Source organism: Bradyrhizobium sp. AUGA SZCCT0158, from assembly GCF_018130065.1.
In the GTDB taxonomy this organism is placed as follows: Bacteria; Pseudomonadota; Alphaproteobacteria; order Rhizobiales; family Xanthobacteraceae; genus Bradyrhizobium.
This window is the reverse complement of sequence record NZ_JAFCME010000019.1, coordinates 66,818-92,574: the sequence shown is the minus strand read 5'-3', so window position 1 is coordinate 92,574 and position 25,757 is coordinate 66,818. Positions and strand designations below refer to the sequence as shown.

23 protein-coding genes and 1 pseudogene are annotated in these 25,757 nt (G+C 62.8%); 12 read left to right on the top strand and 12 right to left on the bottom strand.

Annotated elements, in window-relative coordinates:
* Positions 1–49: 49 nt before the first annotated feature.
* Entirely contained in the window at positions 50–1,423 is a 1,374-nt protein-coding gene (locus tag JQ574_RS25150) for a cytochrome P450 (RefSeq protein WP_212207088.1), read from the bottom strand.
* A gap of 359 nt (positions 1,424–1,782) precedes the next feature.
* Entirely contained in the window at positions 1,783–3,024 is a 1,242-nt protein-coding gene (locus JQ574_RS25145) for an LLM class flavin-dependent oxidoreductase (RefSeq protein WP_212207089.1), read from the bottom strand.
* Between the two features lie 193 nt (positions 3,025–3,217).
* Between JQ574_RS25145 and JQ574_RS25140 the strand changes: the two genes are divergently transcribed.
* Both JQ574_RS25140 and trpS read left to right on the top strand, forming a co-directional pair.
* Positions 3,218–3,925 carry a VOC family protein gene (locus tag JQ574_RS25140; RefSeq protein ID WP_212207090.1) on the top strand — a complete coding sequence of 236 codons (708 nt, stop codon included), beginning with the start codon at positions 3,218–3,220 and terminating at the stop codon, positions 3,923–3,925.
* A gap of 204 nt (positions 3,926–4,129) precedes the next feature.
* Positions 4,130–5,155 (top strand): tryptophan--tRNA ligase, encoded by a 1,026-nt coding sequence (trpS, locus tag JQ574_RS25135; protein ID WP_212207091.1) that lies wholly within the window; start codon positions 4,130–4,132, stop codon positions 5,153–5,155.
* Between the two features lie 216 nt (positions 5,156–5,371).
* On the opposite strand, the gene JQ574_RS25130 is transcribed toward trpS, so the two are convergent.
* Together JQ574_RS25130 and sthA are read right to left on the bottom strand one after the other, a co-directional pair.
* A complete protein-coding gene (locus JQ574_RS25130) occupies positions 5,372–6,355 on the bottom strand; it encodes a formylglycine-generating enzyme family protein (protein ID WP_212207092.1) in 984 nt (327 codons plus the stop codon).
* Positions 6,356–6,583: 228 nt separating this feature from the next.
* On the bottom strand, positions 6,584–7,975 hold the full coding sequence (gene sthA / locus JQ574_RS25125) for a Si-specific NAD(P)(+) transhydrogenase (RefSeq protein ID WP_212207093.1): 1,392 nt from the start codon (positions 7,973–7,975) through the stop codon (positions 6,584–6,586).
* Positions 7,976–8,139: 164 nt separating this feature from the next.
* Between sthA and JQ574_RS25120 the strand changes: the two genes are divergently transcribed.
* Both JQ574_RS25120 and JQ574_RS25115 read left to right on the top strand, forming a co-directional pair.
* The gene (locus JQ574_RS25120; protein WP_212207094.1) at positions 8,140–9,567 is read left to right on the top strand and encodes an MFS transporter; all 1,428 of its coding nucleotides are present in this window, start codon (positions 8,140–8,142) and stop codon (positions 9,565–9,567) included.
* Between the two features lie 118 nt (positions 9,568–9,685).
* On the top strand, positions 9,686–10,945 hold the full coding sequence (locus JQ574_RS25115; protein WP_212207095.1) for a PHB depolymerase family esterase: 1,260 nt from the start codon (positions 9,686–9,688) through the stop codon (positions 10,943–10,945).
* A gap of 13 nt (positions 10,946–10,958) precedes the next feature.
* Here the strand turns inward: JQ574_RS25115 and JQ574_RS25110 are convergent, their stop codons facing one another.
* Positions 10,959–11,651 (bottom strand): MBL fold metallo-hydrolase, encoded by a 693-nt coding sequence (locus tag JQ574_RS25110; protein ID WP_212207096.1) that lies wholly within the window; start codon positions 11,649–11,651, stop codon positions 10,959–10,961.
* Between the two features lie 166 nt (positions 11,652–11,817).
* Positions 11,818–12,954, bottom strand: a complete 1,137-nt coding sequence (locus JQ574_RS25105) for a VWA domain-containing protein (RefSeq protein WP_212207097.1) — start codon at positions 12,952–12,954, stop codon at positions 11,818–11,820.
* 157 nt (positions 12,955–13,111) lie between these two features.
* Between JQ574_RS25105 and JQ574_RS25100 the strand changes: the two genes are divergently transcribed.
* Positions 13,112–13,597, top strand: coding sequence for an MmcB family DNA repair protein (locus tag JQ574_RS25100; RefSeq protein WP_192736364.1), 486 nt, complete (start codon positions 13,112–13,114; stop codon positions 13,595–13,597).
* A 167-nt stretch (positions 13,598–13,764) separates the two neighbouring features.
* Here JQ574_RS25100 and JQ574_RS25095 read toward each other — a convergent pair whose 3' ends face one another.
* A complete protein-coding gene (locus tag JQ574_RS25095; RefSeq protein ID WP_212207098.1) occupies positions 13,765–14,622 on the bottom strand; it encodes a 3-hydroxybutyryl-CoA dehydrogenase in 858 nt (285 codons plus the stop codon).
* Between the two features lie 177 nt (positions 14,623–14,799).
* Here JQ574_RS25095 and JQ574_RS35565 point away from each other — a divergent pair.
* Positions 14,800–15,051 (top strand): annotated as a pseudogene (locus tag JQ574_RS35565) (DUF1330 domain-containing protein); the annotation flags it as partial.
* 15 nt (positions 15,052–15,066) lie between these two features.
* Here JQ574_RS35565 and JQ574_RS25085 read toward each other — a convergent pair.
* Positions 15,067–16,512, bottom strand: a complete 1,446-nt coding sequence (locus JQ574_RS25085) for a DUF5107 domain-containing protein (protein WP_212207099.1) — start codon at positions 16,510–16,512, stop codon at positions 15,067–15,069.
* 129 nt (positions 16,513–16,641) lie between these two features.
* Between JQ574_RS25085 and JQ574_RS25080 the strand changes: the two genes are divergently transcribed.
* The 5 genes from JQ574_RS25080 to JQ574_RS25060 are packed head-to-tail and all read left to right on the top strand — an operon-like array spanning position 16,642 to position 22,198.
* On the top strand, positions 16,642–17,280 hold the full coding sequence (locus JQ574_RS25080; protein WP_283813772.1) for a cytochrome c oxidase assembly protein: 639 nt from the start codon (positions 16,642–16,644) through the stop codon (positions 17,278–17,280).
* Position 17,281: 1 nt separating this feature from the next.
* Positions 17,282–18,394 carry a c-type cytochrome gene (locus JQ574_RS25075; RefSeq protein ID WP_212207101.1) on the top strand — a complete coding sequence of 371 codons (1,113 nt, stop codon included), beginning with the start codon at positions 17,282–17,284 and terminating at the stop codon, positions 18,392–18,394.
* On the top strand, positions 18,391–19,317 hold the full coding sequence (gene coxB, locus JQ574_RS25070; protein ID WP_212207102.1) for a cytochrome c oxidase subunit II: 927 nt from the start codon (positions 18,391–18,393) through the stop codon (positions 19,315–19,317). Before JQ574_RS25075 ends, coxB begins: the two co-directional genes overlap by 4 nt.
* A complete protein-coding gene (gene ctaD, locus JQ574_RS25065; RefSeq protein WP_212207103.1) occupies positions 19,314–21,842 on the top strand; it encodes a cytochrome c oxidase subunit I in 2,529 nt (842 codons plus the stop codon). Before coxB ends, ctaD begins: the two co-directional genes overlap by 4 nt.
* Entirely contained in the window at positions 21,839–22,198 is a 360-nt protein-coding gene (locus JQ574_RS25060) for a hypothetical protein (RefSeq protein WP_212207104.1), read from the top strand. Before ctaD ends, JQ574_RS25060 begins: the two co-directional genes overlap by 4 nt.
* 16 nt (positions 22,199–22,214) lie before the next feature.
* On the opposite strand, the gene JQ574_RS25055 is transcribed toward JQ574_RS25060, so the two are convergent.
* From JQ574_RS25055 to JQ574_RS25040, 4 genes are all read right to left on the bottom strand, one after another.
* A complete protein-coding gene (locus tag JQ574_RS25055; protein ID WP_212207183.1) occupies positions 22,215–22,508 on the bottom strand; it encodes a hypothetical protein in 294 nt (97 codons plus the stop codon).
* Positions 22,509–22,717: 209 nt separating this feature from the next.
* Positions 22,718–23,299: a CAP domain-containing protein gene (locus JQ574_RS25050; protein ID WP_212207105.1), complete on the bottom strand. Its 582-nt coding sequence runs from the start codon at positions 23,297–23,299 to the stop codon at positions 22,718–22,720.
* Between the two features lie 125 nt (positions 23,300–23,424).
* Positions 23,425–23,784: a hypothetical protein gene (locus JQ574_RS25045; RefSeq protein WP_212207106.1), complete on the bottom strand. Its 360-nt coding sequence runs from the start codon at positions 23,782–23,784 to the stop codon at positions 23,425–23,427.
* 286 nt (positions 23,785–24,070) lie between these two features.
* Positions 24,071–24,988, bottom strand: coding sequence for an ABC transporter substrate-binding protein (locus tag JQ574_RS25040; protein ID WP_212383976.1), 918 nt, complete (start codon positions 24,986–24,988; stop codon positions 24,071–24,073).
* Between the two features lie 278 nt (positions 24,989–25,266).
* Here JQ574_RS25040 and JQ574_RS25035 point away from each other — a divergent pair, with 278 nt between their 5' ends.
* Positions 25,267–25,704, top strand: coding sequence for an ester cyclase (locus JQ574_RS25035; protein WP_212207108.1), 438 nt, complete (start codon positions 25,267–25,269; stop codon positions 25,702–25,704).
* Positions 25,705–25,757 lie beyond the last annotated feature (53 nt).

Here is a 25,757-nt window from a genome sequence, read left to right as displayed (position 1 = left end):
CCAAGATTGATGGATTGCCGCAAGCCCGGCAATGACAGCAGGCGAAGCCTCACACCGCCTTCAGCACGACCTTCAATCCATCCCGCGGTTTGGGAATCGGCCACATCTGCCAGTCCGGCTTGTAGCCGGGCTCCAGCGAGACGCTGAGATTTTGCAGGAAATGCCGTGCAAAGCATTTCGCCTGCATATAGGCAAAATGCAGCCCGAGGCACATATGTGCGCCGCCGCCGAACGGCACCCAGGCGAAGCGATGGCGATCACGCTGCGCTTCGTCGGTGAAACGCATCGGATCGAATTTGTCCGGATCGGGCCAGATATCCGCCATGTGATGGGTGAACAGCGGATTGACGCCGACCAGGGTGCCGGCCGGAATCGCATAGCCCTTGAAGGTGAAATCGCGGACCGCGCGGCGCGGCATCGAGGGCACCGGCGGCTTCTTCCGCAACGCCTCCTTGAACGCCATCTCGCTCAGCGGCATTTTCTCGAGATTGTCGATGCTGGAGGGGTCGTTGGCCTCGATGCCGAGCCCTTTGACTTCCTCGCGCAGCCGCGCCTGCCATTCCGGATGCGCGGCAAGCTCGCCGACGAAGGACGTCAACGACGACGTCAGCGTGTCATGCGCCGCCATCATCAGGAAACTCATATGATCGATGATATCCTGGGTCGACAGCAGTGCGCCGTCCTCATGGGTGGCGTGGCAAAGCTGCGAGAACAAATCGTCGCCGCCCCGCGCTCGGCGGATCGGAATCTGCTCGGAGAAATAGGCGACGATCCGCTTGCGCCCCGCGACGCCGCGGCCCATCTGCGTGAACGGCAGCGGGCGCCGGATCGGCGCGACGGCCGCGGCCACCATGTCGACGAAGGCGCGCGTGATCTCGTCCACCTCGGGACCGATCTCGGCGCCGAGAAACGATGTTGCCGCCAGATCGAGCGTGAGCTGCTTCATCGCGGGATACACCAGCATCTCGCCGGGTTGCGCCTTCCACTGCTTGACGCGCACGGCAATGCCGCGGTCGAGATCCGTGAGGTAGGATTTCATCGGTCCCGACTTGAACGCAACCGACAGCGCACGGCGGTGCAAGCGATGTTCCTCGAAGTCCAGCAGCATCAGCCCGCGCGGAAACAGCCGGCCCAGGATCGGACCCCAGCCATGGGTGGAGGAAAATTGCTTGTCCTTGTCGAACAGCAACAGTTCGTTGGCCTCGGGGCCGAGCAGGTTGATGCTGGTCTCGCCGAACACGTGGCTGCGATAGACCGGGCCATATTTGGCATGCATCCGCTCGACCTGTCCCTTGGGGTCGGCGAGCACCTCCAGCGTCTTGCCGATCACCGGCCAGCCCTCGTCGCCAGGTATGTGCTTGAGTGAATTACGCTTCGGCGGTGTGAAGGGAAGCACGGGGGAAGCCACATGCTGCATCGACATGGCAATTGCTCCGGTTCGGCACTGGCCCATTATGTGGGATCATCGACACAACCAAGGTGAGGAAAATAACGCTTTGTTGCGTCGGTGCAAAGCCAATAGCTCCGGCCGCGCGCCGGTTCATCCAAGCCGCGCCACAAAGCCGCAGGCCGCCTTTCGACGGGGACATCGATGATGGCTTGCGCGAAGTAGCGCTTCCTGGGGCGGCCGCTGCCAACCTCGCCATTGCGAGCCACCGGGTCGCGCGAATGCGCGCCCGATGACAGGCTCCGCGAAGCAATCCATCTCTCAACTCGGAGAAATAATAGATTGCTTCGTCGCTTGCGCTCCTCGCAATGACGGCGAGAATAATACGCTAAGGATTACGCCTTGCGCTTGGCGGCTTCCTTTTGCAGGTCCGGCGCATTGATGGTGGGGATCGCGACCCGGCCGGGGCCGGTGACCGCAAGCGCCGCGGCGGCCTTGTCGTTTTCCATGATCTTGGCCATCACGGCTTGCCCCGCGCGCTCGAACACCGCGCGGTTCTCGACCAGGAATTTCTGCGACTCGCGCAGTCCCTTGACGTAGCCGTTGATCTCCGGGATCACGTAGCGCGCCACCATGTCCCAGCTGCGGCGGGTGTTTTCCGGATTGGCCCAGTCATGCACGAAGCCGACGATGGTGCCGACGCCGCCGGAGACGGCCATCAGGTTCTTGATGGTCTTGATCAAATCGTCAGGCGTGCCGATGGTGGAAGCGGCGGCTTCGCCGCCCGCGGTTTTCTCAAGCGCGTCCTCGGGTGACTTGAACGGCTCGAGGCCCGGCCGCTGCAGTGTGCCGACATTATATTCGTTGTGCCACTTCATCAGCCCCTGGCCGGCCTCGCGATAGGCTTGTTCGCGGGTCTCGGCGATGTGCCAGCTCAAGAGTACGCGCCAGTCGGCGCGGCTTACGGTGGTGCCGGCCTTCTTGGCGGCGTCCTCGGCAAAGCCCCATTGCGTCGGCAGCGCCATCAGGCCCTGCGTCGACATCGAACCCAGCGAGATGATGCCGATGCCGTATTTGCCCGCCAGCGTCATGCCCGAAGGCGAAATCTGCGACGCCACCACGAACGGCATCTCTTCCTGAAGCGGCAGCAATTGCAGCGCGGCGTCGTTCATCTGAAACCAGTCGCTCTTGGCGGTGACGCGCTCGCCTTTGAACAGCCGGCGGATGACCGCGATCGCTTCGTCCTGGCGGTCGCGCTGCGTCATCGGATCGATGCCGTGCGTATGCGCATCGGAGGCCAGCGCGCCCGGACCGGAGCCGAAGATGGCACGGCCGCCGGTCATCCAGTCGAGCTGCACCATGCGCTGCGCGACATTGTAGGGATGGTGATAGGGTAGCGACACCACGCCGGTGCCGAGCTTGATGCGCTTGGTGCGCTCGCCGGCGGCAGCCAGGAACATTTCCGGCGAGGCGATCATCTCCCAGCCCGAGGAATGGTGCTCGCCGCACCAGAACTCGTCGAAGCCGAGCGCGTCGATCTGCTCGACGAAATCAAGGTCGCGGCGGAATTGCAGCAGCGGATTCTCGCCGATCGGATGATGCGGGGCGAGAAAGGCTCCGAATTTGAGACGCGCCATGGGGTTTTCTCTCCGGATTTATTGTTCTTTGAAATTGCTCAGGTCCAAACTACGGGGTGGGGCAGGGCAAGGCAATCCTCCAAGCCCGCCGCTGGCGCATGGTTGTCGCGCAAGTTTGGCTGACATACCGTCGGCCGGAATTATCAGGATTCCTGCTTGCCGCAGGGATCATCATGAATCACGGTCTCATCCAATGAATCTGGCGAAACCCCGCATCGATATCGGCTTTGCCACCAATCACGCTCCGGCCGCGCTCGCCTTCTGGCAGAACGAGATCGGGCTGCCGTTCGATTACACGCAGCCGATCCGCCGCGGCTACAAGCAGCATCGCCACGATCTCTGCGGCTCGGTCCTGAAGATCAATCAGGTCTATGAACCGCTGCCGGACAATCCGCCGTCGGGCTATCGTGAGCTGCTGATCGCACGTGATGGCCTGACCGCGCCGCAGCCGATGGCCGATCCCGAAGGCAACCGTGTCGTGCTGGTGCCACGCGGCATGTACGGCATCGAGCGCATCGGCATTCGCCTCGGCGTGCGCGACGTTGAGGCGCATCGCCGTTTCTACACCGAAGCGTTGGGACTGCCGTCAGGCGAGCCTGCTGGTGCCGATGGTGTTCTGACGTTTCTGGCGGGCGATACGGTGCTGATCGTCGAGTCCGCGGCCGACGCGCCGCATGATGCGGCCTTCGAAGGCAAGGGCTGGCGCTACATCACGCTCCAGGTGTTCGAGGTCGATCGCGAGCACGCTCACGTGCTGGCCCATGGCGGCCGCGAAGCCCGCGCGCCGGTGACGCTCGGGACCACGGCGCGGATATCGATGGTCCGCGATCCCGACGGCAATTGGATCGAGCTGTCGCAGCGCGCGTCGCTTACCGGGTCGCTGGAGCCCATAAATGAATAGATATCGTCTTGCCGGACGTCGGCATCGATGGCATCCTCGGCAAATGACGTCCAAATGCATTCAGCTCAAGGCACTTTGGTGGCGCTCCTTCTAGGGAGCGGCACGGCGTTATTTTTTCAACGACCTTCGCCGCCGTGATCGGGTGAGCCAAGGTCGTCTTCCGGCAAGTCTCCAATCGCGGCGGCTCCATTCAGGAGAAGCCATATGCTTATCGAGACTGTGCGACCAATCATTCTCACCGGTGATCGCACCACCGGTCCCCTTCACCTTGGCCACTATGCGGGCTCCTTGAGAAATCGGGTTGCGCTTCAGCGCACGCATCGGCAGTTTGTCTTGCTGGCCGATGCACAAGCGTTGACGGACAATATCGACGATCCCGAAAAAGTGCGCAGCAACGTATTGGAGGTGGCCCTCGATTACCTTGCCGTCGGCATCGATCCGGACGAAACGACAATTTGCGTGCAATCCGCATTGCCCGCGCTTGCCGAACTTGCCCAGCTGTATCTCAATTTTGTTTCCGTGGCCCGGTTGGAGCGCAATCCGACGATCAAGGATGAAATTCAGATGCGGGGCTTTGAGCGGGACATTCCGGCGGGCTTCCTGTGCTATCCGGTGGCGCAGGCCGCAGACATCACGGCATTCAAGGCGACGGTCGTGCCGGTGGGGTTGGATCAAGCTCCGATGATCGAACAGACGAATGAAATCGTTCGCCGGATCAACCGGCAGGTCGGGCGTGAGCTGTTGGTGGTGGCAAAGGCGCTCATTCCGTCAACGGGACGACTTCCCGGCGCCGATGGAAAAACGAAAATGAGCAAATCCCAGGGGAATGCGATTTCGCTTTCAGCCTCGCCCAACGAGATCAGAGCTTTTGTAAATCGCATGTACACGGACCCGAATCACTTGCGCGCATCCGATCCCGGGGTCGTTGAAGGCAATGTTGTCTTTGCATACCTTGATGCGTTCGACACCGACCACGCCTCCGTTGATGAACTGAAAGCGCGGTATCGACGCGGGGGGCTCGGCGACGTGACGGTCAAGCGCCGCCTTGAAGACGTATTGCAAGAGCTGCTGAAGCCGATCCGCGAACGTCGCCAGGCTGTGTCCAATGATCTCGGCTACGTGCTCGATGTGTTGCGTTCCGGCACGTCTAGGGCGCGCGCGATAACTCAATCCACCTTCGATGAATTGCGCGATGGTTTGGGCTTGTTTTCGTTAGCCGGGACAAGATGAGATCGGCTGCCTGAGTCATCGTATTTCTACGGAACCCGGTGCACCAAGGCTTAAGGAACTTTGATTAGGTCTGTCGGCAGCATTCCAGAATAGAACGCGAAGGTCCCGGTCCTTCTGTGGCGGTCGAGCCGGGGTCTTGCTTCCAATGAATGAGTTGCCCCGCAGGCGGCGCCGTACTCAGCGGCGTCGCCTGTTATTTCATGGCCGCTCCTTGCCTTACTGCACCGGCACGTTCAGCGATCGCACCACGCGAAAGCTGTAGCCGCCGCCGTTCACGATGCCGTTTTCGCGGTATCCCGCGCGAACCATGTTGGCCATCCAGTCCCAGGTGCCGCCGCGCAGCATGCGCCGCTCGCAATTGCCTTCGAGCCAGGGTGAGCCGTCGACCGGGGTGTCTTCGTTGTAACGCTTGTTGAAGCAGTCCTCGGTCCATTCGAACACGTTGCCGTGCACCTGATACAGGCCGAACGGGTTGGGCGGATAGGAATCCACCACCACGGGCCCCTTGCTGTCCGCTCCGCGCGGCCCGGCGTCATAGGGGATCGATGCCTTGTAATTGGCATCCTGTGCGGTGATGGTGTTGCCGAACCAGAACGGCGTCGAGGTGCCGGCGCGGGTGAAATATTCGCGCTCGGATTCGCTCGGCAGCCGGTAGGTGCGGCCGACTTTCTTCGACAGCCAAGCCAGATAGGATTTCGCGGCGATGAAGTTGATTCCCTGCGCCGGCATGCGGCCGCGGCCAAAACCCTTGTCGTCGCCCTTGTCGCGGCCGCAGCCGCCGTCGGCGAGACAGGCGTCCCATTCGTCGAACGAAATGGTGAAGCGGCCGACCGCGAATGGCTTTGCAAAACTGACGCGATGAATCGGATCCTCGCCCTTGAAGCGGTCCGGTTCATCGGCGGGCGTACCCATCAAGAACGAGCCCTTCGGCACCACCACCATCTCGGGGCATACGTCGCATTCCCTAAAACTGTCCTTTGGCAGCAGCGACGCTTCGATCTCGGGCGTCAGCGGCTGGACGCGCTTTTCCGGAAAGATCTGCCGTGGCGCGCGCGGCGGCGGGGTTTGGCCCTCTTCGGTAATCGGGACCGGCGTCCCTACGCCCGGCGGCCACGGCTTGGTTGCCGATGCGTCGTCGGTGAATGAAACGACCAGCGCCCCGGCCATCAATGGAAAGAGCAGCTTCGATGCGAATTTCATGGATTATCCCTTGGCGAAACGGCAGCGTCGCTGCTTGGTCGCGCACAAAGGGATTCGCGTTCATGCGGAAATGAGCTCGCCGAGCACGTGTGAGGTAAATGAGGCGATGACGGAAGGAGCCACGACCGTCATTGCGAGCGTAGCGAAGCAATCCATCGCGCCGCACAAAGAAAGAATGGATTGCTTCGTCGCTTCGCTCCTCGCAATGACGAGGAGAGTGCTTCGTATCTACCTTGTCATCCTGTTCCACGCATCGAGCCCGGCGATCTTGTACGCCTCCGCCAGCGTCGGGTAGTTAAACGTGTTCTGGATGAAATAATCGATCGTGCCTTTGAGGTTGAGCACGGCCTGGCCGATATGGATCAGCTCGGTGGCGCCTTCGCCGAGGATGTGCACGCCGAGCAGGCGGCGGGTCTTGGTCGAGAAGATCATCTTCATCATGCCGCTGTTCAGCCCCATGATGTGGCCGCGCGATGTCTCGCGAAAGCGCGCGACGCCGACCTCATAGGGGATGCCGCGCGTCCGCACCTCTTCTTCCGTCAGCCCGGTGGTCGAAATCTCCGGCACCGAATAGATGCCGTAGGGGAAGAATTCCGGCGGCGCCAATGGCTCCATGCCGAGCGCATGGCAGGCTGCGACCCGGCCCTGCTCCATCGAGGTCGAGGCCAGGCTCGGAAATCCGATCACATCGCCGGCGGCGTAGATATGCGGCACGCAGGTTTGCAGCGTCAAAGGATCGACCGTGATGCGGCCGCGATGATCGACCTCGATCCCGGCCGAGCCGAGATTGAGCCGGTCGGTGGCGCCGACGCGTCCCGCCGCGAACAGCAGCATCTCCGACATCACGACGCGGCCATCGGCGAGCTTGGTCTGGATGCCGCCGCCGGCGTGGCGCTCGATCGAATTCACCGCCGAGCCGAGCCGCAACGCGACGTTGCGGTCGCGCAATTCGTGCATGAATTCCTCGATCAGTTCCTTGTCGATGAAATCGAGAAACGTCGGCCGTGGTTCGATCAAGGTCACGGCGACGTCGAGCGCGGAGAAGATCGTGGCGTATTCGACCCCGATCACGCCGGCGCCGATCACAGTGAGGCTGCGCGGCAGCTTAGGCAGGTCGATGATCTCGTCCGAATCGAACACCGTCTTGCTGTCGAACGGCACGTAATCGGGGCGAAACGGCCGCGTGCCGCAGGCGATCAGGATGTGGGCGGCGGACACGGTTTTGGCTTCGCCGTTCGTGGCTGTTATCTCGATCTGGTGCGGCCCGACAAAGCGGCCTTCGCCGGCGGCGGTCCGCACCAGATTGCGGCTGAACTGATGTTCGAGCACCTCGACCTCGTGATCGAGCGTCTTCTGCAGCCGCACGATCAGGTCCTGGGCGGCGATGTCCTGTTTGACCCGGTAGGAGCGACCGTAAAAGCCGCGCTCGCGCCAGCCGGACAAATTGAGCACGGTCTCGCGCAGGGTTTTGGAGGGGATGGTGCCGGTATGGACGGAAACGCCGCCGACCCGGCGGCCTTTTTCTACCACCAGAACCGATTTGCCGAGCTTGGCGAATTGCACGGCGGCGCGGCGCCCGGAAGGGCCGGATCCGATCACCAGCATGTCATAGTCGTACATCTAGGCCGTCCCGAACGCGCAAGCGCCTGAAAAAGCTGCAGGAAGCCCGATCGCCATGCAGCAATCGGGCCAAATTCGCCGGACGCTTACCTCCGGGGTAATCGCTCGCATGACCGAAAGCTGTAACGGATGCGTGCAACAGATTTCGGACAAGGCCGCCGTCGATGCATCAGATCGTCACAAACTCCTTCGATAACTCCGTCGATTCCTCGCGCCGCTGGTGGGTGCTCGCGATCGTGGTCTCCGCCCAATTCATGTTCGGGGTCGACGCCTTCATCGTCAACGTCGCGATCCCGACCATGGCGGCCGAACTGCAGGCGAGCGCAGCGCAGATCGAGGCCGTGATCGCGGTCTATCTGATCGCCTATGCCACTCTGGTGGTTACCGGCGGCCGGCTTGGCGACATCCACGGCACGCGCAACGTGTTCATATCAGGCGTGTTCGGCTTCACCGTCACCTCGCTGTGGTGCGGGCTGGCGCAATCTGGCCCCGAACTCATCCTGGCGCGGTTGGCGCAGGGCGCCACCGCGGCGCTGATGGTGCCGCAGGTGCTTGCGACCATTCATCTATTGTTTGCCGACAGCTCGCGCGACCGCGCCTTTGCCGTCTACGGCATCGTGCTGGGGCTGGCGGGAGCTGCCGGTTTTCTGCTCGGCGGCATTCTGGTGACATCAGATCTCGCCGGCCTCGGCTGGCGTGCGGTGTTCTTCGTCAACGTACCGTTCGGCGCCGTCATCATTGCCGCCGCTGTGAAGCTGATGCCGGTGGCGCCACGCCGCGCCGGCACGCGGCTGGATATTCCCGGTGCGATCGTGCTGTTCGCGGGCTTGCTGTGCCTGATCGGTCCGCTGCTGTTCGGCCATGATCTGCACTGGTCGCCATGGGTGTGGCTGGTGATGGCGGCGGGTGCCGCCATCATCGCCGCATTCCCACGGCTCGAACGCGCCGTCGCGCGAACCGGCGGCATGCCGCTGATCGATCTTTCGCTGTTGTCGGATGTTGCGTTCATGCGCGGGCTGGCGGCGGTGTTCCTTTTCTTCTTTGCCAATCTGTCGTTCTATCTGGTCATGACCATGTTCATGCAGAATTCGTTGCATATTCCGCCGCTGCAGGCCGGGCTCGTCTTCATCCCGCTGGCGCTGACCTTTGTGATCGCTTCGCGCCACAGCGGTGTGCGCGCAAGGCATCGCGGCACGCGGGTACTGATCGAAGGCTGCGCGGTGCAACTCGCGGGCCTTGCTACGCTGGTGGCCGTGATCGAATGGGTCAGCGCGCCTTCCGCTATTGTGTTGGCGTTGGTGCTGACGATCTTCGGCTACGGCCAGGGATTGGTGATGGCGCCGTTGTCGAGCGCGGTGCTCTCGACCGTAAAACCTTCGAGCGCCGGCGCGGGCTCCGGCATGTACGGCACCATGGCGCAGATCGCCAATGCCGCGGGCGTTGCTGCCATCGGCGCGGTGTACTTTGCGATTGAAGCGGCAGGCGCGGCGCGCCTAGCGCTGCTGGCCGCGTGCGCGCTGTTCGCTTTGTCGATCATGGCATGTGCCGCATTCCTGACATGGATGCGGCGCGACTATGGGATGGCAAATTAACGTCGATAACGAAAATTCAAATTTGGGGAATGACAGTGCACCGCCTTTTTATTTTGCACTGCAGCAACTATCTGGTTGAGGTGACGTTGTATGGATGATCACCTCCAGGAGCTGCCAGTTGTCCCTTATCAAGAACGTCGAGTTTCTCCGCCATCTTCCCAAGCTGAGTGCCTTTAATGGCTTGCCGGGGTATGGCCGGAGCATTGTGCACAGCCCCCTGGTCGAAATTAACGATTTCGGCTCGAATCCGGGCGCGCTCCGGATGTTCTCATTCGTACCTGAGCACCTTCCGCGCGCGCCAGCGCTGGTCGTCGTACTGCATGGCTGCGGCCAGACCGCGGCCGGCTACGATCGTGGTGCCGGCTGGTCGACAGTTGCGGAACGCTACGGCTTTGCATTGTTGATGCCCGAACAACAGGCATCGAACAACGGCAACACCTGTTTCAACTGGTTCAATCCGGAAGACATTGCGCGCGACGGCGGCGAAGCCGGGTCGATCCGGCAAATGATCGCGCGGATGGTCGGCGATCACAACGTCGATTCACGCCGCATCTATGTGACCGGGCTCTCCGCCGGTGGCGCCATGACCTCGGTGATGCTCGCGACCTATCCGGACGTGTTCGCAGGCGGCGCCGTCATCGCCGGTCTTCCATACGGCATTGCCGGCAATGTGCGTGAAGCGCTCAGCGGCATGATGCAGTCACCATCGCGCCCGGCGGCCGAATTGGGCGACCTCGTTCGCAACGCCTCGAAGCACAAAGGCCCGTGGCCGAAATTGTCGGTGTGGCACGGCAGCGCCGATCGCACGGTGAGCCCGGGCAATGCCGATGAGATCGTCAAGCAGTGGCTCGATGTGCATCAATTACCGCTCGCGCCGATGTCGACGGGCGACGTCGACGGCTATCCGCGTCAGGTCTGGTGGAATGCCGACGGTGAGACCGTTGTCGAATCCTACACCATCACCGATATGGCCCATGGCACGCCGCTTGGCGCGACCGACAATGACGAGCGTTATGGCGAGCAAGGTGCCTTCCTGATCGAGGCAGGCATCTCGTCGTCCTATCACATTGCGAATTTCTTCGGCCTGACCGACCAAATTCGTCAACCCAGGACAGCGCCTCATGCGGCTTCAAAGGCCGTTTCCAAGACCGTTTCCAAGGCCATTCCGGTCGACCCGACGGGCATCTCGCGCGAACGCGCCGGCGTCATCGCGATGACGGTTCCGGTGCCTGCACCCGAACCGGATCTGGCCACGGTGTTGTCGCCGCGCCCGACGCGGGTTCACCAGGCCAAGCGGGCGCAGTCTCCGCGCCGCCGCGGCATTGATGTCGGCGAAGTCATCACGCGGGCGCTGACCGCCGCGGGCCTAATGAAGTAGCAGTTATTGCGACTCACATCTCGCCGGTGAGGAACGGATTGGTCATCCGCTCCTGGCCGAGGCTGGAGCCGGCGCCATGGCCGCAGACGAAGCCGACATCGTCGCCGAGCGGCAGCAGCTTTTCCCTGATCGAACTGATCAGCGTGGCGTGGCTGCCGCCGGGCAAGTCGGTGCGCCCGACTGAACCGGCGAACAAGACGTCGCCGACATGGGCGAAGCGCAATTCCTTGTTGTAGAACACCACGCTGCCCGGAGAATGGCCGGGGCAGTGCAGGATGTTGAAGGTGAGATCGCCGATCGAGACCTGGTCGCCCTCGTCGAGCCAGCGGTCGGGCCCGAAATTGCGCACGCCGGTCATGCCGAAACGCTCGCCGCTCGATACGACATTGTCGAGCAGATATTTGTCGGCGATGTGCGGCCCTTCGATCTTCACGCCCAGCGCGTCGCGCAACTCGGCCGCACCGCCGACATGGTCGATATGGCCGTGGGTCAGCCAGATCTTCTCGACCGTGACGCCGGTCTGCTGGATCGCGGCCTGGATTTTTGGCACGTCCCCGCCGGGGTCGATCACCACGGCCTTCTTCGAAGGTTCGTGCCAGATGATGGTGCAGTTCTGCTCGAACAGCGTCACCGGAACGATCATCGCGCCGGCCTTCGGCGGAGTTTCATTCTGGTTCTGATTTTGGTTCTGATTTTCCTGGGTCATGGGCGGCAGATTGCCGATTTTTGGCCTCTCGCCAAGCAAAAGATTCGGCCAAAGGATTCGGCAGGGCCTAATCGGTTGCCGGCATCCCGCCCCAAGGCCCGCCGTCCCGGCCCGGTGCGCGATGGCACCAGGCCGCGACGACACGCCAAGGGTTATGGTGCCGGCCTTACCGCTTGATCTGCGCCTTCAGCGTATCTTCGACCACGCGGTCGAACGATGACGCCTTCGCCGGTGCCTTGGCGCGCGCATCGGCGACATATTTGTCGCGCTTCGCCACCAGGGCGCCGAGTTTCTCGTTGAGCGCCTTGCGCTGGTTCATCTGCTTGTTGACTTCGTCGACGCGCTGCTCGGGCTTCATCGCGCGCAGATTGTCCGGCAGGTCTTCCTCCTTGATCGAGGAAAAGCTGCTGCGGCCGGCCGAAACGTCGGCGACCAGATCGCCGTCGCCGGTGACGGCTTCCGACGTCGCCTTGGAGCGCTTGTTGATGAAGCTCGCCATCTCGGAGGCCTGCGAAGGTGCTGCGGCTGCCACCTTCGACAATTGCAGAGTCTTGTCCTCGGTGCGCTTCTGCATCGCGCGCGGTCCATAGGGGATCACGGTGCCGTTGATCTCGCGCTGCAGGATGATGATGTCCTCGTCGTAAGGCGTTTCGACCACGACCACCTGGCCGCCATCCTGCGGGATCGGAATGAAGCGGCCATTGCCGTTCTGGGCGATGTCGCGCCACACCCGTTCGGTGTCGGCGGCGTTGCCGGCGAGCACCGCGTTGACGATGATGTCCTTCTGCTTCGCCACTTTCAGCGTCACCGGATATTTGGTGTCCTGCGCGTAGTCCATATGCGGCGGCGCGTCGCCGACCAGGAACACAATCCGCCTGACATCGCCGCCGTCGGTCCATTGCATCTTGTTGACGGCGACATCGAGCGCCTCGTTGACACTTTCCGGCCAGTCGCCGCCGCCACGGGCCTTCAGCTCAAGGAGGTTGGCGTAGAGGTCCTGGATGTCGCGCGTGAGTTCGACCTTCCTGGTCACGTAGTCATCGCCGATGTCGCGGTAGGCGACGAGGCCCATACGGATCTCGGCGTCGGGATTGGAATCGACGATCGCGGTCGCGATCGACCAGATCTTGCGCTTGGCGCCTTCGATCAGGCCGCCCATTGAGCCGGTGGTGTCCAGAACGAACGCAACTTCGACCGTGGGCTTGGCGATGGCCTGCGACAGTCCGGCGGAAAGAGGTAGCGTAGCGAGAGCGAATGCGAGTGAGCGAAGCGTGATGCCGTGAGCCCTGAAGCGTTGCTTCATGGTTTCTCCTCCATGTGTTCCGTCCCTCGGAACCCAGGTTCCCTCGGCTTCGCGGTGGCGTGTGGCCCAAATCAAGGCGCCTTGGGTACGAATTTGCGGCGCATTCCGCGCCGCTGCCTGGATGGCGACCGCCGCGGAATCGGATAGGCTGGGGAGCATGGAATCGCCCGCCCGCCAGGTCAGCCTCGTACCGCCGCCGGACCGCCGCCAGTCGGAGACCGCGCTCGCAATCGCGCGCGGCACCGCCAGGATGCTGCGAACACTGGGTTTTTCCTGCATCAGTGAGTTGCCCTTGCCGTCCGGCCGGCGCGCCGATCTGGTGGCGCTGAACGAGAAAAGCGAGATCTGGATCGTCGAGATCAAGTCGTCGGTGGAGGATTTGCGCGCCGACCAGAAATGGCAGGACTACCGGATGCATTGCGACCGGCTGTTCTTTGCCTTCACGCAGGATCTGCCGTGCGAGATTTTCCCTGAGGGCACCGGCCTGATCGTGGCCGATGCCTATGGCGCCCATCTGCACTGCGAGGCGCCCGAGCATCGCCTGGCCGCGCCGACCCGCAAACTGATGACGGTGCGGTTCGCGATGGCCGCGGCGCAACGGATCAACCGGCTGGTCGATCCGCAGGGACATTCGGAGTTTTAGCGATGAACCTCGCCCCGCTCTTGCGGGGAGAGGGTTGGGGTGAGGGGCTCTATCCGTAACGGCGGTGCTAACTGAAGGACCTGTACCCCCTCACCCGGATCGCATCTACGATGCGATCCGACCTCTCCCCGCAAGAGCGGGGCGAGGTAAGAAAAGGAAGCTCCGCTCTACGCGGACTTGCCGTAATCATAAAATCCCTTGCCGGTCTTGCGGCCGAGATGGCCGGCGGCGACCATTTCCTTCAGCAGCGGCGCGGGCCGGTATTTCGGGTCGTTGAAGCCTTCATAGAATACCTCCATGACCGACAGCATGGTGTCGAGGCCGACCATGTCGGCCAGCGCCAGCGGGCCGATCGGATGGTTGCAGCCGAGCTTCATGCCGGCGTCGAGGTCCTCGGCGGTCGCGATGCCTTCCTGCAGCGCAAAGATCGCCTCGTTGATCATCGGGCACAGGATGCGGTTGACCGCAAAGCCCGGGCTGTTTTTCGCCGTGATCGGCACCTTGCCGACCCGCTTTGCAAATTCTTCAGCCAGGGCGTGGGTGTCGTCGGACGTCTGCAAACCGCGGATCAACTCCAGCAGCGCCATCAGCGGCACCGGGTTGAAGAAGTGCATGCCGATGAAACGGTCCGGACGGTCGGTCGCGGCAGCGAGTTTGGTGATCGAAATTGAGGAAGTGTTGGTCGCGACGATCGCGCGCGGATTCAGCGTCGCGCAAAGGTCCTTGAGGATCTTGATTTTCAAATCCTCCCGCTCGGTTGCCGCCTCGATCACGAGGTCGCAATTGGCAAGCTTTGAATTGTCCGTCGTCGCGGTGATGCGCGCCAACGCGGCCTGCCGGTCGGCATCGGTCATCTTCTGCTTGTTGACGAGGCGCTCCAGGCTGCCGGTCAGCGTCGCCATCCCCCGCGCCACTGCGGCATCCGAGATGTCGATCATCGTCACCTTCAGCCCCGCCGCGGCGCAGACCTGCGCGATGCCGTTACCCATCGTACCCGCCCCGATGATGCCAATTGTTTCAATCATTGCTCGCGCCTCCATTGCTGAACGCCGGCACTTGAAGATGCCGCCTGCCGTACTCGTTAGCAGACGGCAGGCGGTAGCAAAACCGGCGAAACCAGGCAAATGCGGACATGGGTCCGCACGCCTTTCGAACCGCTGCGCTCGCCGCTAAGCTGCCCGCGAAACAGGGAGTAAAATGGAATGCCTGCTTACGTGATCTTCGATGTCGAAATCAGGGACGCCACGCAATACCAGGCGTTCATGTCGGGCGTGAAGCCGGCGCTGGAAGCGGCCGGCGCCAGATATCTGGCGCGCGGCGGCCCCCACAAGGTCTACGAAGGGGACTGGGAGCCGCGCCGGATTGTGCTGCTGGAATTTCCCTCCGTCGCCGCCTGGGAGGCTTTCTATAACGGTCCGACCTATCAGGGCTTGAAAAGCATCCGGGACGCCTGCAGTTCGGCTCCTACGTCACTTCACCCTGGCGGTGGCCGCGATCAGCTCCATGCCATCAGCGGTCCCGATCGTCAGCCGGACCTGTTCGGCGTCGCTGTCTGCCGGAATCGGCGCAAAAAGGCGATTACCGTTTTTCGGGTCGGCCGTCACGACATCGTCGAACAACACCGTTTCGCCGCGTTTCATGACGATGCGCAGCGGCGTTGCCGGCTCGATGCTGAAGAACTGCAGGGTGGCGCCGGACGCTTCGGCGGAAAGATTGATCAGGATGTTAGCATTGGCATGCGTCACGTTGCTCATGCCGACGGTCGGGCTGTAGGTTTCCGGAATCGACACCTCGCTCCGCGCCGGAAACTCGGCGCTGTGGAAAAATTCGTCCGACACCCCCGCCCATAATTCGATGTAGGGCCGCGCCGGGTTCGGCTCCTTGCGCTGGTCGGTCTCGTTCGTGAACGAGGGAAATCCCCACGTCCACATTTTCAGGCCGCGCGTGATCGTGTTGTCCGCGATGCGGATGATCCCTTCTTCGTTCTCGTGGTTGATCACGCCCCAGAAATTGCCGCCCTGCATATCCGGCGCCGCGTACGCGATGCCCATGGTCGGCCAGTTCCTGAAGTGGCGCAGTTTTTCGAATCGGCTGGTGCCCGGGCCCGCATTCGCGTCGCCCTCGGCTATATTCTTCGACCAGGCGGGCGTGCGGTAGGCCGCGATCGGCGCGATGATCTCGGCACCGCCCGTGGTTTTGGGGTTGCTGGGATCCGACCCCGGCGCCAGCGTCGTGCAGGTCCAGTACTCGTAGTCGATCGCCTTGTCGTGCGGGTTCTTCAGCACCAGGCGCGTATCGACCGCGGCGCGATCGGCTTTCAGTGTCACATGGTACGTCGCTTCGATGCCGCTCGATCCCTTCCTGAACTTCGCCGGTGCCGCCGCATATTCGAAATTATCCGTCAGCGACATCGACACTGTCACTTCGTCGGCGCCTTCTGTCACGACCCTGAAATCCCACGGCTTCAGCCATGTCCTGCCGTGCTCGGCATCCGGAAACGTCGGAAAGATGCCGCCATAGACCATCAGCCAGTCGTAATAGAAATTGCCTTCGCCCATGCCGTAGGGCACGCCGACTTCGGTGCGATACAGCTGTTCGTGGCCGGTCGGCTTGTAGATGATGGAAAGAATGCGCCCGCCGAATTCAGGCAGCAGCACGACCTTCAGATAGCGGTTCTCGAGCACGCGGGTTCTGAATGTGCGATCGATAATGGTGTTCTTGTCGACCGAGCCCTTGACCAGTCCGTTCTCCCCGGCGGTCGCATATTTGACGGTGCTCCAATGCACCGTCTGTTCGCTGAGCGACACCTGGTCCGGCGCCGCCGACGCCGCAAGCGCGGCATGAAATGCGCAGACCGCCGAAACCACTCCGGCCGTGAAGCGGAGGCGGATACGCGAGGGAATACCAATTGCCATGGACGTCGCCTTCGACTGACCGGGCGATCCTACCGTGGCCCGGGTCAATCTGTCATGAAACCAATTCATGCCTCCGCCGTTGACTTCGTTGCGTCGCTTTGGGTCCGCGCTTTCCAGCCATGAGGGGTCATGCAATCTCGATCTCCGCAGGTCCTTGCTCTCCTCGCGAGCGGCGCTGGCGTTCTCGGGGTTGGCGCTGTTCTCGCTGCCCTGATGGAATTTGGTCCCCACGCGCGACACATGGCGGTACATATCCTGGTCATGAATGTCGCCGCGCCCCTGCTGGCCGCGATCGGGCTTACGCGGTGGAAGGTTGCCCTGCGGGGCGCATCCCTGCTGTGGCCTGCGACCTTTGCCCAGATCGCCCTGCTGTGGGCCTGGCATTTGCCGGTGGTGCAGAACGTCGCCGCGCATGTGCCGGGTGCGATGATCGCATCGCACGCCTCCCTGTTGCTGGCCGCGACGGCGTTCTGGATGTCGCTGTTCTCGTTGTCCGGTCCCTCCCGCTGGCAGGCCATTCCGGCCCTTCTGCTCACCGCAAAGCTGTTTTGCCTGCTCGCGGCGCTCCTGGTGTTCGCGCCGCGCGCGCTTTACGGGTCTGGAGCGCATGCCGCGCACGGGCTTGACGACCAGCATCTCGCGGGTCTCTTGATGCTCGCAGCCTGTCCGTTGAGCTATCTCGTTGCGGCCGTGGTCATGACGGTTCATTTGATCGGCGCGGACGAACCGCCGCGTGCGGTGCCGCCGATCCAGCGAACCGCCGGCTAGCATGCGCATCCCCCCGCAGTTGCGTATCCGCTTCATCCTGTTGGCCGGGTTGGCGGCGTTGCTGCTTGGTTTCCTGTTCATGTGGTCGGGTCTCTACAGCGTCGCGGCCAGTCGCGGGCACTGGGCGGTGACCGAATGGTTGCTGACGTTCGCAATGCGCAATTCGGTCAAGACGCACGCGATCGGCATCGAGGTCCCGCCGCTCGGCAATGCCGATCTCGTGACGCTCGGAGCCGCGCATTTCCACAGCGGCTGCGCCTATTGTCATGGCGCTCCGGGTGTCCCGATCAGCCCGATCGCGCGGGCCATGCTGCCGCCGCCGCCCGATCTTGCGACCAACATGCGGCCGTGGCGCGACCGTGAGCTGTTCTGGATCATCAAGCACGGCATCAAATACACCGGCATGCCGGCGTGGTCGGTGCAGCAGCGCGACGACGAAGTGTGGGCGCTCGCCGCGTTCCTGCGCCGGCTGCCGGGCCTCGACGCCGCGCAATACCGTGAACTCGCGCTTGGAGGCCTGGCGGTGCCGCCGCAGAGCGGCCAGAGTTTGGCGACCAGCGAGACGACGGCTCCCGCGGTCGGCGCCTGCGCGCGCTGCCATGGCGCCGGCGACGCAAGGCCCGCAAGCGCTCTCGTTCCGATCCTGCACGGCCAGCCGGCGGAATTCATCGTCGCGTCGCTCGAGGCTTACGCGAGTGCGCAGCGCGCCAGCGGGATCATGCAGCCGGTCGCGCGCGCCCTTGCCGGCGACGATTTCAGGCGCGTGGCTGACTATTACGCGGCGCTTCAACCGCCGGCCGCCCTGGAAAGACCAACGGATGCATCGGCAATCGCGCGTGGCCGCGCTCTCGCGGAGAATGGCGATCCGGCAGCGCTAGTCCCGGCCTGCGCCGGCTGCCATGGCCAGGAGGCATTGAAAACCTATCCTCGCCTTGCCGGGCAAAATCTCGCCTACCTGCTCAATCGCTTGCGTCTCTGGAAGAACGGCCTCGCGCCGGCTACCGCGACCGAAACCATCATGGCGCCGATCGCCCGCGCGCTGAGCGATCGGCAGATCGAGGACGTCGGGGCATACTACGCTTCGGTCGATGCGCATGCCGGAGCTCGGCGATGAGCGGCACCCTTCAGTCCGTGCTGGCGCCGCACGGCCCACAGGCCGGCCAAATCGCCACGCTTGCCTGGGTATTGTTCGCATTCGGCGCGGTCATCCTGGCGCTGGTTATCGCTACGATCTGGCTCGCCATACGCGGCACGCCGCACATCCGTGAGGCGCTCGCTCGCGAGCGCACCATCATGGTGTTCGGTCTTGCCTTGCCGGTTGTCACGCTCACGATCCTGCTCTTCTGTGGTGTCTGGCTCACGCGCGCCCAGACCGGACATACAGACGATGCCATGCGGATCGAGGTGACCGGCGAACAATGGTGGTGGCGCGTCGTTTACGACGGTCCAACGCCGGCCACGAGCGCCAATGAGATTCGAATTCCGGTCGGACAGCCGGTCGACTTCACGCTCAAGGCGGCCGACGTGATCCACAGTTTCTGGGTCCCAAGCCTCGGCGGCAAAGTCGATATGCTGCCCGGCAGGATTACGCGCCTGCGGCTCACCGCCGAGCGTGCCGGTGTCTATCGCGGGCAATGCGCGGAATATTGCGGCGGCCCGCACGCGCTGATGGGTTTCAACGTCATCGCCATGCCGCGCGACGAATACGAGGCCTGGTTCGTGCGCGAGGCCGGGCCGTCGGCTGCCGCCTCAACCGACGTGGAGCGGCGCGGCCAATCGCTTTTCATGGCGGCCGGTTGCGGCACTTGCCATGCGGTGCGCGGCACCGGCGCGGCGGGTGCGATCGGTCCGGACCTGACGCATCTGGCGGCGCGCGGCTCTGTCGGCATCGACACGTTGCCGCTCACGGCCGACAATGTCGCGCGCTTCATTCGCGACGGGCAGCACCTCAAGCCGGGTAACCGCATGCCGGAATTTCGCATCTTCTCGCCCGCCGAGCAGACCGCGCTGGTCAGCTATCTCATGAGCCTGCGATGAGCGAGCCTTCACAAGCGCGCCTCGCCGGCCACCCGAACAGGCTGCCGCGCCCCAAGGGGGAACTGGAAGCGCTCGAGGCCGCCTGGGAACGGCCGAAAGGCTGGCGGATCGTCACCGCGGTCAACAACACGGTCGTCGGCTATTTCTACGTTGGTACCGCGGTCCTGTTCTTCCTGCTGGCAGGAATCCTTGCGCTGCTGATGCGCCTTCAGCTCGCGGTGCCGAGCAATACCTTCCTGTCGCCGGAGACCTACAACCAGATCTTCACGATGCACGGCACCGTGATGATGTTCCTGTTCGCCGTGCCGGTGGTCGAGGCGATGGGCATCCTGCTGCTGCCGCAAATGCTGGGCGCGCGCGATCTGCCGTTTCCGCGCCTCAGTGCGTTTGCGTTCTGGGCCTACTTCGTCGGCGGGCTGATCTTCTTCGGCACGCTGTTCTACGATGTCGCGCCGTCGGGCGGCTGGTTTATGTATCCGCCGCTTACCGGCGCGCAATATTCGCCCGGGCTGGGTGCGGATTTCTGGCTGCTCGGTATCGGATTCATCGAAATCTCCGCGATCGCAGGCGCGATCGAGCTGATCGTCGGCGTGCTGCGCACGCGGGCGCCCGGCATGACGCTTGACCGCATGCCGATGTTTGCCTGGACCATGCTGATCTTCGCGGCGATGATCGCGTTCGCGTTTCCGGCCGTGATACTCGCAACAATGCTGCTCGAACTCGAGCGCGCGTTCGGCTGGCCGTTCTTCATGCCGCAGAAGGGCGGCGACGCGCTGCTGTGGCAGCATTTGTTCTGGTTCTTCGGCCACCCGGAGGTCTACATCATCTTCCTTCCGGCCGCCGGCATGGTGTCGATGATCGTGCCGACGATGGCGCGCACGCCGCTGGTCGGCTACCGCATGATCGTCGTCGCCCTGATCGCGACCGGCTTTTTCTCCTTCGGTCTGTGGGTGCATCATATGTTCACCACGGGCATCCCGGCGCTTTCGCTGAGCTTCTTCTCGGCGGCCAGCATGGCGGTCGCCATCCCGAGCGGCATTCAGGTGTTTGCCTGGATCGCGACGATCGCAGCCGGCCGCATGCAACTGGCGACGCCCTCGCTGTTCGTGCTCGGATTTCTGTTCATCTTCACGCTCGGCGGGCTGACCGGCGTGATGGTCGCGATGGTGCCGTTCGACTGGCAGGTTCACGACACCTATTTCGTGGTCGCGCATTTCCACTACGTGCTGGTCGGCGGAATGGTGTTTCCGCTGTTCGGCGCCTTCTACTACTGGGCGCCTGCCTTCAGCCGTCGGCCGCTCTCGGAGCGCCTGGGGAAAGTGACGTTCGCGCTGATGTTCGTCGGGTTCAACGTCGCGTTCTTTCCGATGCACATCTCCGGGCTGATGGGCATGCCGCGCCGCGTCTACACCTATCCGGCGGTAGCGGAGTGGGGCGTGCTCAACATGATCTCGACCGTCGGGGCATTTCTGTTCGCGACCGGCGTGCTGGTCTTCCTGCTCGATCTCGTTCGTAATCTGCGGCCGGCGCTATCAGATCCCGCCGGCGACGTGTGGAAGGGCGCCTCGCTCGAATGGATGCACAACCACGTCTACGGGCCGCGCAGCGTTCCGCTGGTGACGAGCCGCGATCCGTTATGGGATCAGCCGGGGCTGTCGGAACAATCGAAAGAGGGGCGCCACTATCTGCCGGGCACGGTGACGGGGCAGCGCGAAACCATCATCACCTCGCCGATCGAAGCCGTACCGGAAGCGCTGCAGCGCCTGCCCGGTGACGGCTGGCCGCCGCTGCTTGGCGCGGTGTTCACGGCCGGCTTCTTCATGCTGCTCACCGTGAAATACGTGATGCTCGCCTTTGTCTCCGGTGCGCTCGCGCTTCTGATGATCCTGGTCTGGATGTGGAGCAGCGATCCAGCACCGTTGCCCCGGGCCGAGATCGGCCATGGCATCAAGGTCTCGACCTATCTCAGCGGTCCGCGCTCGCATTCGTGGTGGGCGATGGTCGTGCTCCTGGTAGTCGCAGGATCGCTCTATCTGTCTTTCGTGTTCTCCTATCTCTTCCTCTGGACGGTCTCGCCGCAGGTCTGGCCGAAACCGGGGCAAATGCCGCCGTCATGGTGGCCCATCCTCGCGGCGACGCTGCTCGCCGCGAGCAGCGGCCTGATCCTCCTCGCGGGTCGCTTTCTCCCGTCACGCAACGGCGTCGCCTTCATCGGCGCGATCGCCGTTGCGGTTCTGTTGCTTGGCGGGAGTCTCGGCGCCGACGTCCTGTCGCATTGGCGAGCCGGGCTACGCCCTGACGCGGATGCACATGGCGCGCTTGCCTACATGGCGTCGTTCCTGCAATTCCAGCTCGTGCTGACGCTTGTCGTGATGGCGGGCTTCGCCATCGCGCGCAGCCTCGCCGGCATGCTCAACCTCAGACGCCGCGTCGTCTTCGACAATCTCGTGCTGCTTTGGCATTACACGGTCGCGCAAGGCCTGTTCGGCCTGCTGCTCGTGCACGGCTTTCCGAGGATCGCATGAGCGCGCCGCAAACCCGGTCTCTAGCAGATTTACTGTGGCTCCTGGTTGGGCCAGTCGTGTGGTTCCTGCATCTTGTTGTGCTGTACGGCGCCGAGGCGCTGATCTGCACGCCGCCGGTCGGCTCTGGTCGCGCGATGATGTGGATGGGGGCGGCGGCTACGATCGCGGCGCTTGGCGCCCTTGCGATGCTTGCCGCCGTTTCAATACGGCGCGTGCAAGATGCGCCGGAGGAGCAAACCGATGCAACATTCCTCCGCAAGACCACGCTGCTGCTCGCGCTCCTGTCCGCGATTGGCGTGATCTGGAGCGCGCTTCCGCTTGCTTTGGTGCCGGTTTGCGCGTCAGCAGGGGGCTAGGTCGGCGTCCTCTATTTCAGCTCCCGTGCGTCCTTACCCGGTCGCGCTCTTCTTCGGCGTAATTATCCTTGGTGGCCTGGTCCGTGATCTGCTTCTCGGCGCGGGTCCGGCTCCGATTGCGCATGATGCCGTAGGCTATCGCCAGGCCAAGAACGACGGCGCCGACGAACCACAGCGCAACCGGTATATGCGATCCCGTTTCAACCGGTACTCCCTGTGCAGCGAGCTTGTCCGGAAGGAAGATGATGGCGGATAGCGCCAGAAGCGCCGCCCGCCGGCCTTGCCCGATCGTCCGTGAAATCCAACCCATCTCGATTGTCCTTTTCGGATAGAGTGGGATCAATCGCGGTGCACGGCTAACGTTCCAGCGCCGAAGGTGCGGGAACCCGGAGCGCGACGGCCGCCGACACGCAGGATGCACGCTGTGTGGGGTTCCTCGACATGCGTGCAATTTCGCCGCAGGTGACTTTTTGCCGATGTTGGCTTGCGGGTGTTATCCGTCAGCCGCCGCACTCCGCCTCAAATGCAAAGGCTGAGTATCTTGATGCGGCAGTCGCTTGATTTTGGCCGGGATGCGGGAGCGGCGTCACGTTTCACAGCAACAAGCGGCTCCGTCTCTTTCTTGTTCTTGCCCTTGGGCCGCTTCGGCTCGTAATCGCCGGCGATCACCATGGCCCAGTAGGTGCGCTTGCCGCTGGCATCCCTGGCGCTCGCGATCCCGACGCGTGACGCATTTTGCAAGAGCAGGTTCTTGCGGTGTCCGGAGGAGTCGATCCACTGGCCGAGCGTCTTCTCGAAACTCTCGTATCCATAGGCAATGTTCTCGGCGGCGCGGCCCGCACCCGCCGGCGCGACCCGCCTGGTGAACGGGCCGAGCACCTCATGGCTGAGCTCATTCTTCGCCGCCATCGCCCGCGCCTGATCCATCGCGATGCGGTCGAGGGTTGCATCGCGCACGACGCGGACCTGGCCATGCTTGAGGCGGAAGCCGGAGATCAGGTCAGCCGGCGATTCGGCGGCCATCGCGGGCGCGGCCAGCAGCAGAAAGCCAGCGGCCAGTCCGCCAACGGCGCGTCGCGTCATTGTCCCCCAAATGCCCATTGTTCAATAAACCAGCGCCATAATCCGGCTGCTTATCCATCGTCAATGTGGACGACTCAAGGCAGGGGACGTGTATTCCCTGGCCCTTGACCGGCAGCGGGCGGGGTCGTCAGGCAACAGCTCGATCAGCCGCAGTTCCAGACCGCTCCGACCGGCGTCCGCGTCCAGCACGGGCCAAAACTGCCGCCATTGTAGCGGCCACCGTAAAAGCCCGGCCGGCCGAAATAGCGCCAGGCGCCATCGTACCCGTAATAGCGTGGCACCGGATCGATATACCAGGGCCGCTGGTTGCGGCGCGCTGCGCGCAAAACCGCAGCTCTCTGGGTGTAAGCCGGGCGGCTGTTGTTCGGCGGCTGATGATAGCCCGGCAGGAAGCCGTAGCCCTGCCAGCGCGGCGCCGGCCGCTTATGAGCCGGCGCAGCCTGCGCGACGACCGGCAGGAGTGAGAAGACGACAGCAATCAATGCAAACACGAGGCGAGACATGGGCAATCCATAGAGGACCGGCTGCTGTGAGGCGACTCAAATCTTAGTGCATGCTCCTGCGCAACTGTCCTGGCTCGCTTGCGAAGCGACTGCTTTGCGCCATGAGCGGCCAGTCGCAAATCGAATAATAACGATGTCTGCTTTTCGCTCAGAAGCGGCCATCGCCCGCCAGATCAGCCATGTCCAAAAAGTGCCAATAGGCGACTTTATTCGATCACCTCGTCGGCGCGGGCGAGTAATGCCGGAGGAATCGTGAGACCTATTGCCTTTGCGGCCTTCAGGTTAATCACAAACTCGTATCGCGTCCCTTGGACATACGGCATCTCGCTTGGTTGCCACCGCGAAATATCTCAGCCACCTGCGCAATAGCGACCCGAATGGCGTTCTTGTGGTCCATGGAATAAGACATCAATCCTCCGGCTTCCACCTGCTCGCGAAAAACAAACATCGTCGGGAGACCGATTTGCTGGGCGAGTTTAACGAGAAGAAAGCGATGAGCGTAGGCGATAGTAATATTTGCAATCACAAGTCCATCGGCTTGGTCCCGCTGGATGGCTTGAAAAGCGTCGCTGTATGCCTGTTCAGTGACCGGAGTGGACACGGGCGCATGCGCTAACGCAATACCGAGTCTTTGAGCTACCTCCCGCGTCTCCTTGCCGCCCGCAGCCTCCCAACCCGCTTGCGTTGAGACGAAAAGCACGTTGCGAGCCTTTGGGATGGCTTCGGCAAGCAGTTCAAGACGCTTACCCCAAAGTTCAACGCCAGCATCAACGCTAACCCCCGTAACGTTTCCGCCCGGATGCGACAGGCTGGATACCACTCCAAATCGAATCGGATCGCCAGTGATGGCAACGATGGGAATTGTGCTAGTCGCCGCTTTCAATGCGAGTGTGATCGACGTACCCAAAGCAAAGATCACGTCTGGATGCGCGCTGACGATTTTGGCTACGAGGTCGCCATATTCCCGTGTCCCGTCAGCCGAAAACCTGTCGATGATCAAATTCTGACCTTCGATATAACCAAGGCGCTGGAGTTCCTGAAGACCCAACGTGTAACCCGGGTCGCCTCCAATCCGCATGTCGGCAACCTTTAGCGCAGGGTCAGCTAGTGCGAGCCGCTTCATCTTCGCTGGCTGCTGCGCCCGCCCAGCGATTGGAGACATGGCCACGCCGCCGATTATCCCAATGAACTCGCGCCGTCTCATGCCCGCCTCCCAGGATCAGGATGCGGGGGGAAGTGTATCTGTCCAAGCCCGATGCTTGGAAGGTGTTGTCGGCGGTCGAAGGAAGTATATTTCGGTGGGGTCCAATGTCCCTTTGGGTCCAACAGCGGCTATTCCCCTCAGCGGACATTGCGCCACCGCATTTCAAACTAGGAGGGCCGGTTCTCGCTCGCCTGTTCGCCTCAACGTGCTAGAATTTGGCGTGCTGGGGGATTGCAATGCTCAGCGCCGATCGGCGCCGGCTCACAAGGAGCATTATCATGGCGAATGCAATTGATATCGCAAAGGCCGCAGTCATCGCATACAACGAAAAGGACTGGAGCAAGGCCAAGGACATCTTGGCTGCCAACGCCGTGTACGACGAGAAGGGAACGAACCGTCGCATCACGGGCGCCGGCGAGATCATCGAGGCGTGGCAGGGGTGGGCCAAGGCGTTCCCCGATTCGAAAGCCACATTCGTGCGCGAGTTCGCGAGCGGGGACACCGCGATTCTCGAGCTGGTGTGGAAAGGCACGCACACGGGCCCGCTACAGACACCAACAGGTACCATTCCGCCTTCGAACAAGCCGATCGAAGTGCCGGCTTGTCAGGTCGTCCAGGTCGAGGGTGGCAAGGCCAAGAGCGCCTCGCACTATTTCGACATGCTGACGATGCTCGCACAGATCGGCGCCACTGGCGCGGTAAAGACCGCCGCTTGAAAGGCAAAGGCATTCCGTGCAATTGGAGAAGCCCGCCGGCGTGAGCCGGCGGG

What these genes read in the sequence shown, in the direction of transcription:
- JQ574_RS25150 (WP_212207088.1), bottom strand. Translation starts at nt 1,423, where the DNA reads ATGTCGATGCAGCATGTGGCTTCCCCCGTGCTTCCCTTCACACCGCCG.
- JQ574_RS25145 (WP_212207089.1), bottom strand. Translation starts at nt 3,024, where the DNA reads ATGGCGCGTCTCAAATTCGGAGCCTTTCTCGCCCCGCATCATCCGATC.
- JQ574_RS25140 (WP_212207090.1), top strand. Translation starts at nt 3,218, where the DNA reads ATGAATCTGGCGAAACCCCGCATCGATATCGGCTTTGCCACCAATCAC.
- trpS (WP_212207091.1), top strand. Translation starts at nt 4,130, where the DNA reads ATGCTTATCGAGACTGTGCGACCAATCATTCTCACCGGTGATCGCACC.
- JQ574_RS25130 (WP_212207092.1), bottom strand. Translation starts at nt 6,355, where the DNA reads ATGAAATTCGCATCGAAGCTGCTCTTTCCATTGATGGCCGGGGCGCTG.
- sthA (WP_212207093.1), bottom strand. Translation starts at nt 7,975, where the DNA reads ATGTACGACTATGACATGCTGGTGATCGGATCCGGCCCTTCCGGGCGC.
- JQ574_RS25120 (WP_212207094.1), top strand. Translation starts at nt 8,140, where the DNA reads ATGCATCAGATCGTCACAAACTCCTTCGATAACTCCGTCGATTCCTCG.
- JQ574_RS25110 (WP_212207096.1), bottom strand. Translation starts at nt 11,651, where the DNA reads ATGACCCAGGAAAATCAGAACCAAAATCAGAACCAGAATGAAACTCCG.
- JQ574_RS25105 (WP_212207097.1), bottom strand. Translation starts at nt 12,954, where the DNA reads ATGAAGCAACGCTTCAGGGCTCACGGCATCACGCTTCGCTCACTCGCA.
- JQ574_RS25100 (WP_192736364.1), top strand. Translation starts at nt 13,112, where the DNA reads ATGGAATCGCCCGCCCGCCAGGTCAGCCTCGTACCGCCGCCGGACCGC.
- JQ574_RS25095 (WP_212207098.1), bottom strand. Translation starts at nt 14,622, where the DNA reads ATGATTGAAACAATTGGCATCATCGGGGCGGGTACGATGGGTAACGGC.
- JQ574_RS25085 (WP_212207099.1), bottom strand. Translation starts at nt 16,512, where the DNA reads ATGGCAATTGGTATTCCCTCGCGTATCCGCCTCCGCTTCACGGCCGGA.
- JQ574_RS25080 (WP_283813772.1), top strand. Translation starts at nt 16,642, where the DNA reads ATGCAATCTCGATCTCCGCAGGTCCTTGCTCTCCTCGCGAGCGGCGCT.
- JQ574_RS25075 (WP_212207101.1), top strand. Translation starts at nt 17,282, where the DNA reads ATGCGCATCCCCCCGCAGTTGCGTATCCGCTTCATCCTGTTGGCCGGG.
- coxB (WP_212207102.1), top strand. Translation starts at nt 18,391, where the DNA reads ATGAGCGGCACCCTTCAGTCCGTGCTGGCGCCGCACGGCCCACAGGCC.
- ctaD (WP_212207103.1), top strand. Translation starts at nt 19,314, where the DNA reads ATGAGCGAGCCTTCACAAGCGCGCCTCGCCGGCCACCCGAACAGGCTG.
- JQ574_RS25060 (WP_212207104.1), top strand. Translation starts at nt 21,839, where the DNA reads ATGAGCGCGCCGCAAACCCGGTCTCTAGCAGATTTACTGTGGCTCCTG.
- JQ574_RS25055 (WP_212207183.1), bottom strand. Translation starts at nt 22,508, where the DNA reads ATGGGTTGGATTTCACGGACGATCGGGCAAGGCCGGCGGGCGGCGCTT.
- JQ574_RS25050 (WP_212207105.1), bottom strand. Translation starts at nt 23,299, where the DNA reads ATGGGCATTTGGGGGACAATGACGCGACGCGCCGTTGGCGGACTGGCC.
- JQ574_RS25045 (WP_212207106.1), bottom strand. Translation starts at nt 23,784, where the DNA reads ATGTCTCGCCTCGTGTTTGCATTGATTGCTGTCGTCTTCTCACTCCTG.
- JQ574_RS25040 (WP_212383976.1), bottom strand. Translation starts at nt 24,988, where the DNA reads ATGAGACGGCGCGAGTTCATTGGGATAATCGGCGGCGTGGCCATGTCT.
- JQ574_RS25035 (WP_212207108.1), top strand. Translation starts at nt 25,267, where the DNA reads ATGGCGAATGCAATTGATATCGCAAAGGCCGCAGTCATCGCATACAAC.